Source organism: Catellatospora sp. NPDC049111 (genome assembly GCF_040648615.1).
GTDB lineage: Bacteria > Actinomycetota > Actinomycetes > Mycobacteriales > Micromonosporaceae > Catellatospora > Catellatospora aurea.
Genome location: NZ_JBEZEB010000029.1, coordinates 84321 through 102861, shown reverse-complemented (window position 1 = coordinate 102861; position 18541 = coordinate 84321). Strand labels below are relative to the sequence as shown.

5 protein-coding genes are annotated in these 18541 nt (G+C 74.3%); 4 read left to right on the top strand and 1 reads right to left on the bottom strand.

Features of this window, described 5'->3' with window-relative positions:
• Window positions 1-318 precede the first annotated feature (318 nt).
• Genes AB0B66_RS30325 through AB0B66_RS30310 form a run of 4 tightly spaced genes read left to right on the top strand, consistent with a single transcriptional unit; the run spans window position 319 to window position 17698 of the window.
• On the top strand, window positions 319-903 hold the full coding sequence (locus AB0B66_RS30325; protein WP_360536354.1) for a hypothetical protein: 585 nt from the start codon (window positions 319-321) through the stop codon (window positions 901-903).
• Between the two features lie 18 nt (window positions 904-921).
• Window positions 922-1323 (top strand): YbaB/EbfC family nucleoid-associated protein, encoded by a 402-nt coding sequence (locus tag AB0B66_RS30320; RefSeq protein WP_360536352.1) that lies wholly within the window; start codon window positions 922-924, stop codon window positions 1321-1323.
• A 26-nt stretch (window positions 1324-1349) separates the two neighbouring features.
• Entirely contained in the window at window positions 1350-1640 is a 291-nt protein-coding gene (locus AB0B66_RS30315; protein WP_360536350.1) for a hypothetical protein, read from the top strand.
• Window positions 1641-1678: 38 nt separating this feature from the next.
• Window positions 1679-17698 carry a hypothetical protein gene (locus AB0B66_RS30310; protein ID WP_360536348.1) on the top strand — a complete coding sequence of 5340 codons (16020 nt, stop codon included), beginning with the start codon at window positions 1679-1681 and terminating at the stop codon, window positions 17696-17698.
• Between the two features lie 37 nt (window positions 17699-17735).
• Here the strand turns inward: AB0B66_RS30310 and AB0B66_RS30305 are convergent, their stop codons facing one another.
• The gene (locus tag AB0B66_RS30305; protein WP_360536346.1) at window positions 17736-18452 is read right to left on the bottom strand and encodes a response regulator transcription factor; all 717 of its coding nucleotides are present in this window, start codon (window positions 18450-18452) and stop codon (window positions 17736-17738) included.
• Window positions 18453-18541: the final 89 nt, after the last annotated feature.

Below are 18541 nucleotides of genomic sequence, written 5' to 3'. Positions count from 1 at the left end.
CCGCCCCCGCCCGGCGGCGGCGCGCCCCCACCGGGTGGCGGTCCACCGCCCCCGGAGACCGGCGGAGGTCCACCACCCCCGGGTGGCGGCGCGCCTCCGCCCGGCGGCGGGGGAGCTCCTCCGCCCACCGGTGGCGGATCGCCGCCCCCGCTCGGCGGGGGTTCCCCGCCACCGCTGGGGGGAGGCTCGCCACCGCCGCTCGGGGGTGGCTCTCCACCGCCTCTCGGCGGAGGTTCTCCGCCACCGCTCGGCGGAGGCTCACCGCCGCCCATCGGCGGCGGTCCGGGCTCCGGTCCGGGCGGCCCCGGCGGTCCCATCGTGCCCCCGCACCTGCCTGGCATTCCGCCGCCCGGCTCCGGCCCCGGCAAGCCGGGCACGGGCGGACCCCGCCCGCCCGGCCTGCCGGGCTCCGGTCCCGGCTCCGGTCCCGGCTCCGGTTCGGGCGGCGGAGTGGGCGGCAGTCCGCCGCCCGGGTCGCCCGCACCGCCGGTGCGGTCGGCGTTCCCGTACGCCGGGAATGCCCCGCCCGGTCTGGCCGGCGGGACCGGGGTCGGCGGGGCCGGCGGGCTGGCCCGTGGGGGCCTGGTCACCGACGGCCTGCATGCCCCGGTCGGCGGACGGCAGGGCAGTGGCGCGCCGTTCCTGCCACCGATGGGCGGCATGGGCGCGGGCGCCGGCAAGGACGAGAAGAAGGAACGCGAACGCACCACGTGGTTGCAGGAGGACCGCGACATCTGGAACGTCGCCGGCGACGTGCCGCCCGGAGTCATCCGCGGCGGCGACCCCACGCAGGCCGAGGACGGCACGCAGGGGACCGGTACCACCGACGTCCCGGTGTACACGCCCACCCGGCCGCGCCCCGGCCAGAGCACGACCGGGGGCACCCAGCAATACGGACGATGATCCGAGGAGGAGACGACGATGGACCAGGACCGCACCCTGGAGCAGCTCGCGGCCGACTACGCCCGGCACCGCGCCGCGGCGGTCGAGGCGACGCAGCGGGTGGCCGAGGTCTCGGCCACCGTCACCTCCCCGCAGGGGCTGGTCACGGTGACCGTCGGGGGACAGGGCGAGCTGCGCTCGCTGACGTTCAACTCCCAGGACTACCGCAGGATGGCTCCCGCCGAGCTGTCCCGGATCGTCGTGGAGACGGTCGACCGGGCCCGGGAGAGCGCCCTGCAGCAGATGCTGGGCGCTCTGCCGGGCACCGGGATCGCCGGGATGAGCGTGCGCGACATGATGGCCGGCCGCATCGACTGGGACCGGGTGCTGCCCGAGCAGCTCGACATCTCGGGGTTCAACCTGCCGGGCCGGATGGCCTGACCTGAGTTCGGGAGAGGACGGCCGCAATGGCGCGGCAGCTGAAGGTCGACGGCGGCGTGATCAACGGGGTGTCGTCACGCCTGGTCGCGGTCGGCGACGAGGTCGCCGGCGCCCGGGAGAAGCTGGTGAGCGGGATCAACGCGCTCGGCCAGCCCTGGGGCCGCGACGACGAGTTCGCCCGCAAGTTCGTTGCCGAGTACGGCAAGGGCCGTGACGAGGTCGTCGAGGGGTCGGCGAACCTCGCGGCGCTGCTGAAGAACATGGGCGAGCACATCAAGCGTTCTGGGCGCTCGTTCGGCTCGGTCGAGGGCAGCTGAGCATGGCCGCCGTACGACCTCGCCCCGGGGTGTGAACCGTGGGTATGCACGTGCCCGAATGGGTGGGCAAGTTCTTCCTCGTGGTGACCGGCGAGTCGTGGCCGCAGGCCGACGAGGACCAGCTCTGGGCGCTGGCAAAGGTCTGGGCGGCGTTCGAGACCACGATGATCGCGGCCGAGGCGGAGATCGTCGAGATCAGCGGCGCGGTCGCGGGCGCGGGCTGGCAGGGTGACGCCGCGTCGGCCATGCGGGCGAAGCTGTCCGAGCTGGTCGACGGTGGCGCCCTGCACGCGCTGGTGGAGGCGGGCGGCAAGCTGGGGCGGTTCGCCGACGGCGCGGGGACCAACGTCGAGTACACCAAGGCGTCGATCCTCGGCCAGCTGGCCATCCTCACGGCGCAGATCGTCATGCTGCTGCCATGGGTGTCGTTCCCGCCGACGTCGGCGTGGGCGTCGGGCTGGATCTCCGCGCTGATCACCTTCGGGCGGTACATGTCGCAGACGTTCTTCCGGCGTCTGATCGTGTCGATCGTGTTCGGCGTGGTGCTGCAGGTCGGCCTCGACGTCGCGATCCAGTTCACCCAGCTGTTCATCACGCACACCCGTACCCAGTGGGACACCAAGCGCACCGCCGGCGCGGCGCTGGCCGGGGCGATCGGCGGGGTGCTCGGGCCGACCCTGTTCGCCGGGTTCGGGAAGATCTTCGGGCAGAAGTTCGTCACCTCGATCGTCGGGTTCGCGGGCATCGGCGCGCTGCACGAGTGGAGCACCGAGCAGATCGCCGACCTGATCCTGACCGGACGCCGCGAGCAGAAGGAGAACGAGTGGGCGTCGGCGTCCGCGGGCGCGGTCGAAGGCGTCCTGGACTGGATCGGCCACCGCACCAAGGGCGGCGGCACGATGGCGGGCCTGGACGGCGACGTCGGCAACATCGACATCCCGGGCCTGGACGGCAACCCGATCGAGTTCGACGCCGGCCCGCACGGCTTCGACGGGCCGGCCGTCGTCGACGGCGACTTCACGTTCAAGGGCATCTTCCCCGACCCGAAGACGTTCATCGGCACCATCACCTTTGACGGCACCCTGACCCCGCCCGGCCAGCCGCCCCGCACCGGTACGTTCACCGGCACCGGCGGCTTCCAGGGCACCTTCGACGGGCTGTTCGACAAGGCCACGATCGGGGTGCGCGACCAGGTCATCGTCGGCGAGGTGCAGGGCAGCGGCCGCTTCGACGGCGACTTCCACCTGTCCGGCACCTTCACCCCGGCACCGGGCAGCACGACCGGTCAGCCGGGCGAGTCCGGCGCCGCGCCGCAGACCCGGCCGGCCACGACCGCCACCACCCCGCCGCCGCAGCGGCCCGGATCCGTCCCGGCCGGCGGCCCCGTCGCACCGCAGGTGCGGACCATCACCGGCCCGGCGGTCCCGCCGCCGCCGGTCGTCCAGGACCCGGCCACCCCGCCTGCGGTCACCCACGAGACGGCCACCAGCGCGGCGGCGCCGCCGGTGGTCGTCGAACAGGACCACACCGCCGTCGACCTGGACGCGCCGCTGTCACCGGACACGACCGGCGGCTTCTCGACCACCACGTCCGACACCGGCTCGTTGTTCGGCGACACCGACGGCAGCGCCTTCAGCGACACCGACAGCGACGGCGTGCGGACCGACCTGACCAGCCTTGACGGCGACAAGTTTGAGGCCGGAGCGAAGTTCGGCGAGACGACGTTCGACACCACGGCGAGTTTCGACGCGACCCGCGACCTGTCCCTGCCGACCACCAAGGACGAGCTGCGCGCGCTGCTCGGGCTGCCGCCCGACCCGCTGTCGCCGTACAACCAGTTGCTGCACCCGGCCGTGACCACGCAGAATCCGTTCGTCTTCATGATGACCGCGCCCAGCGGTCTCGGCGGCCCGCCCAGCGGCGGCCAGCCGAGCCGTCAGGGCACGCCGGAGTCCGATCCCGACCAGGACACGGACGGTTCGGTACGGGCCGATCCCGAGGTCACCATCGGCAAACTCAAACCCGCCGACGCCGCACTGGTGATCAGACGGGCCGAGGACCTGGTCCAGCAGTACCTGCCCGCCCCCGCCCCGCTGGACGGCCACCGCCCCGCGATCGCCGCGGTCGCGCAGGCGCTGCACCACAACCAGCCCGAGCGGGCCGCGGAGCTGGCCGTCGAGCTGGCCACCGAGCTCGGTACGAACCCGGCGACGACGTCGACGACCACCCCGGCCGACACCCGGACCGGCGGCCCAGCGCGCCTGGGCGAGCAGGGCTACCCCGAGACGGGCTGGCAACTGGTCGGTGACGTGTTCACGCACGCCGTCGACGGCGTCGTGCTCGCCAGCGACGGACAGCTGTCGGCACTCGACCCGCAGATGCGCGGCCTGCGCGGCGACACCGCCATCCTCACCCGCGTCACCGAGGACGGGCTGGTCTTCCTCACCGACGACGGCACCACCCACCAGGTGCCCACCCCGTGGCACGAGCCGGAGCCGTACCGCCTCGACCGCGGCCCGCAGGGCGTCGACCTGGACGCGATCGACCTGCCCTCATCCCACCTGCTGCGCCCGGTACCGGCGGGCATCGCGCTCTACCGGGCCGACGAGACCCGGGCGGCGCGGATGGACGCCGAATTCGCACCCGCCGCCCCGAACCGCACCACCCTGGTCGTCGGGCCGGGCGTCACACCCGACGCGGTCGCCCGGACCATCGCCGCGCTGCCGCCGTCACTCACCGACCGGATGATCGTCCGCTACACCACTGGCGTGGGCATGACCACCGACCAGGCGGTACGGCTGGCCACGACCGTGCTCGGGGGCCGCCGCGGACCGCTGGTGCTGCCCGCGGCGATGCTGCCCGGCCGCCGCGACGCCACCGACCGCGTCGTGCCGCTCGACGCCCGGCAACGCCCCACGTTCGCGGAGTTCGCCACCGAGTTCCTCGTCTATCCGGCGGACCGGCCGCCGCCCGCGCAGCGCCCGCCGCAGGGCATGCGCACCGGGGACCGGGTGTGGCGGTACCAGCTGACCGACGGCTGGGTCGCCGAGCAGACCCCCGACGGCGTCTGGGTGCGCCCCGAGCAGCTGCCACCAGGGATCACCATGCCGCGCCTGCCGTCCGAACGGGCACCCGGCGCGATGCCGCAGCTGACCGTCGGACTGCCCGGCACCACCGTGCCCGACGCGGTCCGCGACCGGGTCACCACTCTGCTGGCGGCGCTGCCGCCGGCGGCCCGCCCGGACGTGCTCGCCCACGGGATGCCCGGCTGGCAGCTGTGGCTGACCGACACCGCGGTCCAGCCGGCCGGGCCCGGCAACGCGGTGCGGGTGCCCGGCGGGGTGTTCCTGACCGCCACCGGCGACCCGGTCATGCCCGCCGACGTGCAGCGGCAACTGGCCGGGCTGCCCCGGGCCGCCAACGTGCTGCGGCTGATCCCCGACCCGGGTTTCGCCGACCCCGACACCCTCACCGATTACGTCCAGGGCCTGCCCGCGCAGGTGCGCCAGCACGTCGTGCTCGACCTGCGGGTGGTTCGGCCCGGCCACACGTTCGCCGACGCGCAGGCGCTGGCCACGGCTGTGGGCGTGCCCGTGCGGGTGGACGCGGCGCTGCTGGGCGGCACCCGGCCCGACCCGTCCACCACGGTGCCGGTCGGGCCCGACGGGCGGCTCGCCTTCGCGCCGTACGCCGCGTACTTCGACGTGCGCCGGCCCGGCGGACCGATGCCGGTCCGGACCGTTCCCGGGAACCTGCCACCCGCGAGCGACCCGGACACGTACGCCCTCGCCGACGGCTGGGTGCTGCAGGTGCTGCCCGGCGGCCTGTGGGCCCGCCCCGCCGACCTCACCGGCTCGCCCGCCACCGACGTCACCACCCGCTATGCCGCGCCCGGCGGGGTACGGCTCGCCGTCGGCGTGCCCGGGGTGCCCGTCCCGCAAGCCGTCACCGACCAGCTGGCGACCATCACCGGGCAGCTGCCCCGCGACCAGCGGGCCCGACTCACCGTCGAGCTGCTCAACCCTGACCAGGACAGCACCGGGCTCGCCGTCACCCCGCCCGCGCGCACACCATCGCCCGTGCCCTCGGCCACACCCTCCACGACCGCGTCCCGCACCCCGGCACTGCCGCCGCCACCGGTGACACGGCCGCCGCGCACGGAACCCGGACGGCAGGTCTTCCAGTACGACACCTCGACCGGACGCCTTAACCTGATCACCCTCGCCGCCCGCAGCGCGCCCGCCTTCCCTGGCACCGGCCACCGGCTCGGCGGCGGTCCGCTCACGACGACCGGGCAGGACCTCACCGGCACCGCCCCGGCGGCACCGGGCACCACGGGGTCCGCCACTCCGACCACGCCGCAGGACACCGGACCGCGCCCGCCCGACCGCTTCACCTACTTCGAGCTGGACCCTGTCACCCTGGAGGCCACCCAGGTCCACCTCGACCCGGTCGAGGTCGTGCACGCCACGCGGCCCGCCTCGGGCCCGGACACCGGCCGGGCCTCCGTCGGTGAACGGGTGCTCGTCCACGACGGGGCTACCGGCCGCTGGACCGTTATCAGCGTCGACCGGGACTCCGGGCTGCCGCTGCCCGCGACCGACGGCGGTCCGGGCCGCCAGCTGCTTCGCCGCGACGCCCAAGGCGGCGTCGCCCTGGTGACCTTCACCCACACGCCGGAGTTCAGCGCCGAACCGGACGGCAACACCTACCACCGGGTCGACGAGGACGGCTCCACCTGGCACGAGGGCAGCCCGATCGGCGACGTCACGGTGCAGCCGCTCGGCGATGACGGCATCCGCACCTCGGTGCTCGCCCGCGACACCGACACCGGCCTCTACCAGGTCGTCCCCGCCAAGAGCCCTGACCCGTCCACAGCCCTGCCCGCCTTCACGGTCAAGGCGCCAGGTGCGGTGCCGCAACCGGTGGTGACCCGGCCGGACCCGCAGCCGCCGTCGCAGGTGTCCTACTTCCGGTTCGACCCCGGCCGTCCCGCCGACGCCGACGCCGACCCGACCGGCACGGGGCCGTCGCTGTCGGCGCTGCCCGTGCGCGGCGACCACCTGGACGTCGTGGAGGTGGACCTCGGCGACGGCAACGTGCGGGTCGCCACGTTCGCGCCCGCCACCGGACGTGAGGAGCAGCAGCTCGCCCTCACCGAGGACGGGACGCACCTGACCACCCCGCAGCGCATCGACCTCGACGCGCTCACCCGCGACCCGCAGACCGGACAGCTCATCATGCGCGAGACGCTGACCGACGGCGGCTCGGGTGGGTCATCCGGCGGCCGCCCCGGCGGCCGCCCCGGCGGTGGCCGCCCCGGGGGCACCCCGCGCGGCGGCGCGAACCAGACCGCCGCCCGGCCGAAAGACGGCGCGCGGACCCAGGTACAGCGCGACACCGTCCTGACACGCGAGCAGCATCCGCCGCCGGTGACGCTGCCGCGCGACGACACCCGCGAACGCAAGGACGACGCGACGCTCGACGACCTCGGCCCGCTGACCCCCGGCGAGCAGCGGATCGCCGGGGACACCCGGACACCGGTGGCACAGCGTGTCAACATGATCCGCAACCAGCGGGTCTGGGCCCGCACCGAGGCCCGGGAGTTGGGCCGGCTCCGGCAGCAGGCGCGGCTGCGGCCCGGTTCGGTGCTCAGCAGGGCCGAACGGCAGGCCGCCGTGGACGGCGCGCTGACCGCGACGCTGACCGCCCCGCCCGCGGCGAACCTGTCGCCGCGCGAGCAGGTCGAGCTGGCCCTCACCGAGACCATCGCCGCAGGTGTGCAGGGGCGGCTCACCGCTACCGGGACGCAGGCCGCGGTGAACTCGGCGCTGCGCCGCCGCGGACTCGCACCGGTGACCCTCACCCCCGAGCAGCTGACCGCCGCGGCCACCGCCGGGCAGGCCAGGGTGGCGCTGCTCGTCGACCTGCAACAGCGGCTCGCCGGCGACGCCGCGGCCGAGCTGACCGCGCAGGAGACCGCCGAGGTGCACGCCGCCATCAACGACCCCAGCCTGCCGGGCAGTCTGCCGCTGACCGCCGAGCAGCACCGCGACGCCGCGGGCGCCGAGGTCGCCACCCGCCTCGGCCGGATGACCGAACTGGAGCGCAGGACCGCGGACCTGCCGACCGCCGACCCCGTCCCGACGCCGCCCCCGCCGCTCGGCGGGATGCTCGCACCGTCGGCGGGCTTCGCGGCCGTCGACGCCTTCCACGAGTTCCTGTACGCCCTGCGCGGTGTCCCGGCGACCTCGCTGCCCAGCACGCAGCGGGTCTGGCAGCAGCTGACCGCACCCGCGCCGCAGACCGAAGGGACCGCCACCACCCCGGGACCGCTGAACCCGCCGTCCGCGCACCCGGCCGGCGACAGCGGCCTGCCGCCGGTCACCACGAGCCTGCTCTGGCAGGCGCGGCCGGGCCACGAGGTGCTCACCCCGCAGGCCCACGCGCAGCTCGGCGAGCTCGGCCTGCACGCCGCGATCCCGCTGACCGCCGAGCACCCGTTCGCCGTCGTGGCCAACGCGGCCGCGTTCCACGGAGCCACCGGACTGCTGCCGGTGCTCGGCCGCCCGCCCGGCGACTGGATCCAGGCGATCACGGGCATGGTGCTCGCCGACGCCGCGCGCAACGGCGGCGCGATACCCACGCTGGGCCTGACCGACCCCGACGAGGTGGTCCTGGGTGAGGTCGTGGCGTGGCTCGCCGACGGACTGCCGCTGCAGCGGATGCCCGCCGCGCTGTCCGGCCGCCCCCGGGAGCACATCGTGCTGGACCTGATGGGCCACCTGCTCGGCAGGCCCGTCGAACTCGTCGGGGCCGACGGTGGCCGGACCCCGTTCGGGCCGCCGGCCGCGGACGGCACCCGGCCCGTCGTGGTCGTCGAGGACCGCGGCGGCGACCTGCTGGCCACGGTGCCGTTCGACGCGGCACCGGCCGTGTTCGCCGCCAACGGCGGCTCCCGGCTGCTCGAACCGGGCGTGCCCGGTGGCCTGTTCGCCGACGAGCTGGCGTTCACCGACCTCGACCACGTGCTGCGTGACCTCGCCGGCCGGCCGGATCCGCTGCTGCCGCCGTCCACGCAGCTGTCCGACCGGTTGCGCGACGTGCTGCTGCCCGGTCGGCAGGCCGCGATCGGCCCGGGTATGGCACCGATGCTGCAGACCGTGCGCGACGTGGTCACGCAACTGCCGCCACCGGTGCGCGACCCGGCCGTCGCGCCGCCGCAGTGGACGCCCGCCCCGCCGACGGCGGACCCGACCAGCCCGGACGCCCTGTCGGACCGGCAGCAGCAGGCGCTGGCCGACCTGGGGCTCGCCGCCGTGGCGAACCAGGCGGGACCGTCGTCGTTCTTCGAGGCGCTGCGGCAACAGGGCGCGTACGGTGACGGCCGCCTGGCGGGGCTCGTGCGGGTCGACCCGGACCGGCTGCGGTCGGCGTTCGCCGCGCTGCTGCTGGCCGACCTCGCCACCAGCGGTAACGCCTGGCCGCTGATGAACGCCGATCCGTCCGGGCTGCGTGAGCGGATCGACCTGCTGGTGTCCTGGGTGGAGCAGCTGGGCACGGTCGGCCAGGCCCCGCCGCCGCTGGTCGCCGAGGGCCTGGTCAACAGCCTCGCCGAGCTGTTCGGCGTGCGCGTGGTGCTGGTGCAGCCCGCCGCCGTGCAGGAGTTCGTCCCCGCCGGGACGGACCCCGCGACCCTGCCCACCGTGCACCTGGTCGTGACCGCGAGCGGTCACACCATGGCGACGGTGCCGGTGTCCCCGGACCTGTCGGGCAAGGTGGTGCGACCGGCCCCCGCCAAGGTCGAGCCGACTTCGCCGGACCCGGCCACGGTCGCGCCGGTTCCACTGGTTCCACTGGTTCCGCTGGTTCCGGACACCGACGAGACCACTGCGAGCGCAGCGGTGCCGCTGCCGCCCACACCACAGCTGACCTCGCCGCAATTGCCGCCCTCCCCGCAGTTGCCTCCTACGCTGCCTCTGCCGCCCACACCGCCGCGGATTCCGACGCCGCCCCCACCGCCGGTCCCGTACCGCGCGCCGTCCACACCGCCGCCGGTTCCGTTCGGTGCGCCGTCGCTGCCGCCGCACCTTCCGTTCCAGGCGCCTTCCCCGCCGCCGTCGCCGGTGCCGTTTCCGGCGTCGCTGCCTGACCTCGACGTGCCGCTGCCGGTCCTGGAGCCGGACTCGACCGTGCCGGACCCGCTGACTCCGCTTCCGCCGCCGGTTCCGCTGGTGCCGCCCGCGTCGGGTCCGGACGGGCTGACCCCCGACGACAAGGTCGCCTCGACGTCGGACCTGAAGGGCAAACAGCCCGAGACCCTCCCGCCGCCGCCACCGCCGGACCCGGTGGTCACCGCGCCGCCGCTGATCGTCACGCCGGTCGCGGTGGACCCCCTGACGCATCCGATCGGCATCCCCCGCGCGGGCCTGCCGCTGATGGCCGACCTGGTCCGGTCGCTGCAGGAGACGATGGCGCGGGCCGCCGTCGAGGTCCCCGCCGCGCAGTGGACCGCGCTGCCGCAGCTGCTGCTGTCCAACTACCGCTACGTGGTCAGCCCGAGCGGGTACCCGGTGGTGCTCGGCGGGGCCGAGGTGCTGGTCAGGCTGACACTGGGCCAGGCGAGCCAACTGGGCAACCCGGCCGGCTCGTACGACCAGCCGGCTCAGGGCACCTCCACCGATACCCTGGCCGGCCGTGCCGCGGACAAGGGCCGCTACCACGCCAACCAGGCCACCAACGGCGTGTTCCAGACCGGCGCCCACTCGCAGGGGCAGTCCGGGCAGGCCGGGGCGTTGCGGCTGACGCTGGCCGCGGGCTTCGCCCTCGGGCTGGACCCGGTCGTGCTGCAGGTGGCCAAGCTGGGCTTCTCGATCTCGGGTGCGGCCAACATCACCACGCGCAGCACCGGGTACATCAAGGACGCCGAGGGCGGCCATGTCGAGGACACCCGGGCCGACTCCACGCTGCTCGCCCTCGAACCCGGGTGGAGCTTCCAGATACGCACCGACCCCGCGCAGGCATGGGGGCAGACCGGTGTCCACAACGTCGCCAGCACGTCGGCCGAGCAGCTGATCCTCGCCGTCGCCGACCACAACCTGGCGACCGCGGGCCCGCAGGTGCAGGCGGCCCCGCCGCCGGTGGGCAGCCCGCAGCGGGCGGAGTTCGACCGGAACCTCACGCGGATTCCGGCCACATACTTCGCCTCCGGCATCACCGGCCTGCCGGAACTCGCCGACACCATCATCAGCGACCTGCGCGCCGGCGGCCTGGCCATGGAGATCGGCGGTGACACCCGCAAGGAGCTGCTGCAGAAGCTGTCCAACCTCGACGCCCACCTGGACACCGCGGTCAACGACCCCGACGGTTACCACTTCACACTGCACGAGCGCGGGCGGGTGGTGGCCGACGTCGCCGTGCACGCCCAGCGGCTGGCCGACGGCACGGTGCGGGTCGGCAGCACCAGCGACAAGGCCCACGTCGAGAAGATCGCCACGGCCATCGCGGGCAACAGCGGCGGCCAGTCCATGCGCAACTCCAGCAGCATCAAGGGCACCTTCGACGTCGACCTGGTGCCGCTGCCGTGGCTGTCCCTGGGCCCGGGCCTGTACGCGGGCTTCAACTGGCACAACTTCGACAGCGCGAGCGCGGGCCGGGCCGGGCTGTGGGTGCACGTGGCGCGCTACACCGGCTTCACCGGCGGATACCACGTCGGATTCCAGTTCCGGGCCAGGGTCGCGGTGCGCGCCAACCCCGACGCCGTGGCGGTGCCGACGCCGTGGGTGCCCGGCAGCGCGCTGCTGCGTATCCCCGAGCCCGACGCGTTCACGCACGGCTTCACGGTCGATCAGGCGGCGTTGCCGCAGGCGCTTCAGGACCAGCTGACGGCCGCCGCCGCGGCCGCTGCCGCCGGCACCGGGCCGGCCGTGCCCGCGGTGCCCAGTGTGCCGATGCAGCCGGGGCTGCTGCGCAACACCGGCCACATGCCGAACGCGCCCCGCGCGGTGGCGCTGCCGCGGCACGTGCTCGACGGGCACGGCATCGGGCAGGGGCTCGTCCGGGTCGACCCGTCAGCCGTCGACGAGCTGCGCGGCTTCCTGCTGCCGGAGCTGCGTGAGCGCGGCTTCCTGCCGCCGGACGCCGCCCGCCCGTTCCACACCGGCGACCAGAACGTCGAGTGGACCCGCAAGGCCGGACTGGACAGCCAGCTCGACAACCTCGAACTGGTGGACAAGATGGTCTCCGGCAACGGCCTGGACTCGCACTACAACAGCCTGCACCAGGACGGGGTCACCTTCACCCTGCGCCACCGCGACAAGCGCGGCCACGTGCGCAGCGCGCGGGTCACCCTGAGCGCCCAGCAGTACGCGGGGGCGACGAAACCCGACGGGACGTCGGTCCATTTCATCCGCCGCACCGACGAGTACCACATGGTCAACCTCGGCATGGGTATGGACAACGCCGGCCAGGGCGTGGGCGGCGGCCGCGACTTCGTGATCGGCGCCAAGGTCAGCGGCGGAATCAAGGACATCCCGCTCGGCCAGTTCCTGCGCGGCGGCGTCGAGGGCAAGGTCGGCAAGGAGTTCTGGACGCGTACGGGCCTGCTGTCCAACCGCCCCGAGCTGCTGGAGTATCCCGGTCAGCTCGACGAGTTCCGGCTGCCCAGCCGCTTCCGGGTCACCGTGGAGTACGACGACGGGACCCCGGAGTTCGCCCCGGCCCCGCGCCGGGATCATCTGGCGACGGTGCACCTGCCGCCCGCGTTCAACTCGCCGACCATGGCCCTCGGAGCGGCCCAGCCCACCGACGCGGGCGTGCTGGACCAGGCCGTGATCTCCTACTTCGACACCACCGGCGTGCTGCCGGCGATGCGCGAGCTGCAGCCCCGGCTGACCGGCCCCGGCCAGGCCACCGACGAGGAGGTGTCCAACTTCGGCGGCACCATCAGCCTGGGCGCCCACGCCAAGGAGATCATGCAGCACCTGTACACGACCGACACGCTGTTCAAGGCCCACCTGGTCGCCGACGAGCACGGCGGCCTGGCCGTGTCCGGCACCATGGGCGACAGCACCTTCGTCGGCGCCACCGCCGACAAGTACGTGCTGGGCCTGATCAAGCTGCAGCTGTCGGAGGCCTCCACGAGTGCGAGCAGCAGCCACTCCGTCAGCGTGGAGAAGATCGCGTTCGGCGTCGGCGGCGACCCGAAGGCCGACGGGCTCACCAACGTCGGGCCCGAGTTCGCGGCAAGCCAGAGCTGGGGCTGGACGAAGTCGGAGAACCACGGACGCACGGGTGCCAAGGAGTTCCTCGACCTCGACTTCCACCGCGCGTACGCCTTCGAGACCTGGGTCGACCTCACCGTGCGCGCCTCGTACGAGCGCCAGGGAAAGATCGTCTTCGTGGCGGGCGGCAACGTTCCCGTCATCGGCGCCAGGGCCAACACCGACACCAGGAACGTCAACCACCGTCGGATGATCTACCTGTTGTCCGAGCCCGAGGCGCTGGCCCGCTACGGCGAGAACCGGGTGCCGCTCAACGACGCCCAGCTGCTCGACGCGATGACCCGGTGGCAGCGGGGCCAGCTGGTGCTGCCCGGCGACACCGTGGCCGCCGTGCTGACCCGCTGGCAGCGCGAGAGCACCGCCGCGGCCCAGCCCGCCCCGGCCGCGGCCCCCGTCGCCCCTGCCGCCGCCCCGGCCCCTGCGCCCGCGGTCCCGGCCCCCGGTGACGTGCGCCGCCGCGCGTTCGCGCTGGACCTGCGGACCCGGCACAACACGCTGCAGACCCCCGTCGTCGACCAGGACGTGCGCGACGCGTTCGCCACCCGCTTCGACCTCACCGCGGACGTGAACCTGCAACTGCGTGACCCGGCCGACGCGTTCGCCAACGTCGGGGTGCCCGAGTACCTGACCCGCCCCGGTCCGCGCGCACTCGGCCATGCCGCGGTCGCCGACGCGACCCTCGACCCCACCCCCGACGGCCGCCAGACCGACGTCTTCACCACCGTGTTCGAGGCCATCGAACGCGCCGCCCCGGGACTGCTCGGCCGGCGTCCCGAGGTGTGGACCGACAACGGGCGCAACATCGGCCGGCTGCAGGGCGGCATCGACGCCCTGCAGGGCATGCTCGCCGGCGGCCGTGATCACGCCCTCTACGAGGACATGATGCACACCGAAGGGGTGTGGCTCTACCTGGTCAACCCGGTGGGCTGGGCCACCGCCGACGTGGTGGCGGTCAACCTGCGCTTCGAGATCGACGGCCCGCCGCAGGTGCGCTCGTTCATCGCCGAGTCCGGGGTGGAGAACTACGGGCACGGCTACGTCCAGCACAGCAGCGGCGCCAGCCGCTCCGGCTCGCGCTCGTACACGGTGGGCAAGGTCGGCTTCAGCGGCGACCACGGCACCTCGGGCGGCCCGTCGATCGGCCTGGCCGAGGGCAACAGCCGCCGCACCGGCATCGCGACCGTCGGCACGACCGAGCAGACCGTGTACGACTGGAGCGGCCACTACCGGGTGCGGTTCCCGTACACGCTCAGGGTCGACGTGGTCCGCCTCGACATGGTCGGCCGCATCCTCAACACGATCGCGATGCGCGCGTACCGCCTCATGGCCGGGCACCGCACCCCGGTCACCGCCGAACGGACCGGCACCGTCGAGCTGAAGGTGCCGCGCGGACTGGCCGAGACCCCGCCGATCGCCGGGCCGTCGCAGCTGCCCGACCTGACACCGGTGCCTCCGCTGCCCGGCGACGCCTACCTGACCGCCGTGCTGCTCGACGACGCCCTGCCCGTGGCCCGGCAGCTGCTGGCCCGTGCCCTGGGCAGCGGCGCCGACAGCGCCCGCTACCGGGGCAGCATCGCGCTGCCGGTGCTGCTGTCACGCTCGCACCTGACCAACCACCTGCCCGAGGCGCTGCGGCCGGAGGGCTACCGCGTTGCCGAGGGCCTGTTCGTGCCCGGCCACTCCAGCGACCAGGTCGCCCTGGACATGCACGCCGAAGTGTTCGACATGGAGATCATCTCCGAGATCGTCGACGCCACCGGCACGGGCCGCTATGCCAAGCACCAGACCGGCACGACCGCCGGCATGTCCAGCGACGCATGGGCGGCCACCCTCGACGGCGGCATCGGCCAGAAGGAACTCGTCAGCGTCAACGATCCCGCGCACGCCGACGAGGCCTGGGGCAAGAACATGGCCAACGAGGGCACCAGCGCCGCCCGCATGGCCCCCCGGGGCCAGAACGCCGCCGGCACCGGCAACTACCGGCGCGAGCAGCACCTCAAGCAGCAAGGCCCGGTCTACCTGGTGCGCGTGCGGGCCCTGGCCACGTTCACCGCCCACCGCACGCACCAGAAGCTGTTCGGCCCCGCGATGCCGGCCGGCACGTTCCACAGCGACCCGGTGACCGGCGACGTCTACATGGAACTGTTCATCGACGAGATGATTGAACTGCAGCGGCGGCTCGACGAGCGCAGAGCGGCGGCCGCGCCCGCCGACGACCCGGTGACGTGGACCCCGCTGCCGCCCTGGGCCCCCCGGGTCAACCTCGACCAGCAGCTGGCCGCCGCGGCCGACCGCGGGATGCCCGCCGACCAGGCCCCCGGCAACGTCGCAGGCGTGCTGCGCGACCAGCTCGGCCGTGACGCCCGCAACCTGGCCAACCTGGCGCGCCAGCCGAACCTCGGCGCCGACCGCCCTCGCGACACCAGGCCCGTCGTGCTCACCAGCAGCGCGGCCCACATCGCCCACGAGACCTACCGCGCGGTGCTGGACTGGTCCCGGCAGCACACGCTCGCCCAGCGGATGCAGACCGCCCTCGACGAGCTGCGCGCCGACCCCACCCGGCAGGCCGAAGCCGACCGGCTGGCGGCCGGCCTGGAGTCCTACGGGCAATGGCTCGACGCGCCTGCCTTCGCGGTCGACCCGACCGCCAACAACACCGCCCTGGTGGCGGAGTGGCGGACCCGCACCACCGAGGTCATCAACTGGGTAAACGCCACCCGGCCGGTGCCCGAGGGCCGCACCGCCGTCGGGCCGACCGCGCTCCCGCCGCGGGTCTCGGTGCTCGCGCTCAACCCGGTGCACACCACCCGCCAGCTGGCCCGCGAACTAGGGCGGGACATCCTGGTCGAGCACACCGCAGCCGACGGCGAGGTGATCCGGCACCGAAGCGACCCGACCGGCCGGGTGTACCGCACCGACGCCGACGGCCGCCCGGAGACGGCCGCCGTCGCGGCCACCCGCCTGCCCGAGGCGGTGCAACGCGACCTGGCGGCGAACCCGCTGCCGGCCGACGAACTGGCCGAGCTGTACCGCGACTCCTGGACCCTGCGGCAGACGTTCGAGCAGGCGGTACGCGAGCGGCTGCGCCACAACGCCCACGTCCGCGACGCGCAGCGGCGGATGGCCGAGCTGGAGGACACACACGGCGACGACAAAGTCCAGGCGCTCGCCGACCGGGCCGCGGAGATCGTGCGGTGGTGGACCCTCGGGCTGACCCCCACCGACGCCATCACCACCAGGTTCGGCCACGTCGACCCGAGCGCGCCCCTGTGGGATCAGGTCATGCAGGCGCTGAACGACCCCGCCCCGCTCATCGACGTCATGGAGGCGCTCGCCGACCACGGCCGGGCTGCCGCGATCCACACGGCGGCCGTGATCGGGCGCGGACTCAACCTCAACCTCGCCCCGCTGCCACCGGACCCCCGGCGTACGCAGCCTGCCGACCAGGGGTCCACGTCGGCCGGCCCGCTCATCCCGGTGGCGCCCCCGCCTCCGCCGCTCGCGGCCCCGCGGCCGCCGCTGAAGTTCACCCGGTCCGGCGCATCGCGCCCGGCGGTCCCGGCAGTACCTGTCGTGCCGTCGACGACCGCGTCGCTCGCCGCGGTGCCGCTGATCACGGTGACCTCGGCCGACAGCCTGGTCGAGACGTCGCCGCTGAGCCCGGCCGCACCCTCAGCACCCGGTCCGTCGCGGACCGGTCCGCTGGTCCCGACCCTGTCACTGACGCCGAGCCCGTCGCTCACCCCGGTGCCGTCACCGACACCCAGCACCCTGCTGTCCCCGAGCGTGACGCCGTCCCTCGACGCGTCGCCGAGCAGGCTGCTGCCGCTGAGCACGCTGCTGTCGCCGAGCGTGCCGCCGTCGGTCGACGCGTCCCCGAGCACGCTGCTGCCCCCGAGCGCTGCGCCGACTCTGCCGGCCCCGCCGGTGGGCACGGTGCTCGGCGAGGACTCCCCGGCCGTTCCGGCCACGTCGTCCGGCTCGGCCACCACGCCGCTGATCCCGACGATCCTGCTGACCGTGCCCACCCCGCTTGCGGTCGGCGCCTTCCGGCCGCTGGGCGAGCCGGACGGCCAAGGCCGCACCGGCCACACCTGGCACGCGGCGGCACAGCCGTCGGTGCTTGCGGTGCTGCCCCCGCAGGACACTCCAGCCGTACCCGTCGACCTGGCCGCGCAGGCCGCCGCGCTGGCTCCGCTCGCCGACACGACGGTCGTGCTCGGCGCACCCGGGCTCGATCCGGCCGTGCTGATCGCGGCGGCCACCGACGCGGTGGTGAACCCGGCGGGCGGCGAACCCCGGGTCGTGCTCGTCGCGGCCGATCAGACCACCGGCGACCTGCGCGAGCAGATCCAGGAGCTGTCCGACCACCAGCCGGAGACGATCTTCGTGGTGGCGGCGGGACCGTGGAGCGTCGACCGCGGCGTGCTGGTCGCCGGGAACGGCCAGACGTCCGTACGGTGGTCGGCGTACCTGTCGGGTGACCAGGTCGGCCCCGCCGACATCGCCGTCCGGATGGGGCCGAACTCGCTGCTGCGGGTGCGCGTCAACGCGGTCCGGCAGGTCCTGAACGAACTCGCCGCGTCGGTGCGGGCTCACGGCGGGGCCGACCCGCCGGTGCTGGAGCGGGCGCTCGGCATCGAGATCGCGACGCTGCTCGACGACGCGACCCGGCTGATCACGCACGGGGGCGGCGCAGCCGCGCACACCATCGGCGAGATCGAGGCCAGGCTGGACGACCTGGTCACCCAGGCAGGGTCGCTCGACCAGGAGTGAAGCACCCGGCCCCGGCCCGCAGGCCGGGTCCGGTGATTCACGCCGCGAAGCGGTCCGGTGCGGCGCGCAGCCCCAGCCACACCGCGATGACCTCGGCCCGGTTGCGGGCGGACAGCTTGGCGTAGATGTGGTTGACGTGGTTCTTGACCGTCTTCTCACTGATGTACAGGGTCTGGGCGATCTCCCGGTTGGTCCGGCCCAGCACGATGAGCTCCATCAGTTCGGCTTCGCGCCGCGACAGCCGGTGGTCGGCGGGCGGCGCGCCGGGCGCCGGTGGCGGCAGCGCCGAGTCGCGGAACGTGCCGACGATGCCGCTGAGGACCCCGGGCGACAGGTACGGCTGGCGGCGGGCCGTGGAGAGCACCGCGTCGACCAGGTCGTCGGCGGTGAACTGGCCGTGCACGAGGTAACTCGTCACGCCCAGCCGCAGCGCCTGCTGGACCTGGTGCGACTCGTCGGTGTCGGCGACGACCAGCACCGCGGCCGAGGCGGCCAGGCCGGACAGGCTCTGTTCCAGCCTGCGCTGGTGCTGGCCCGCGCCGATCACGACCACGTCAGGGCTCAGCCGCCGTCCCCGGTGCAGCGAGTCCGGGTCGGCCCCGGCCTCGCCGACGACCGCGACCCGGGCGTGGGTCTCCAGAATGGAGCGCAGGCCGAGCCGCATCACCAGGTTGTCGTCGGCGACGAACACCCGGACCCGCAACGGGCCGCGGTCCGGCAGATCAGGCGCTTTCGGGACGGAGTACAGCGTCACGGTGGTCACCCCCTCGTTATCGGAGCTTCACACCTTCGTTGCCGGGCCGTGTCCGAGACATCGTTGATATCAGTGACATTCGCCCACCG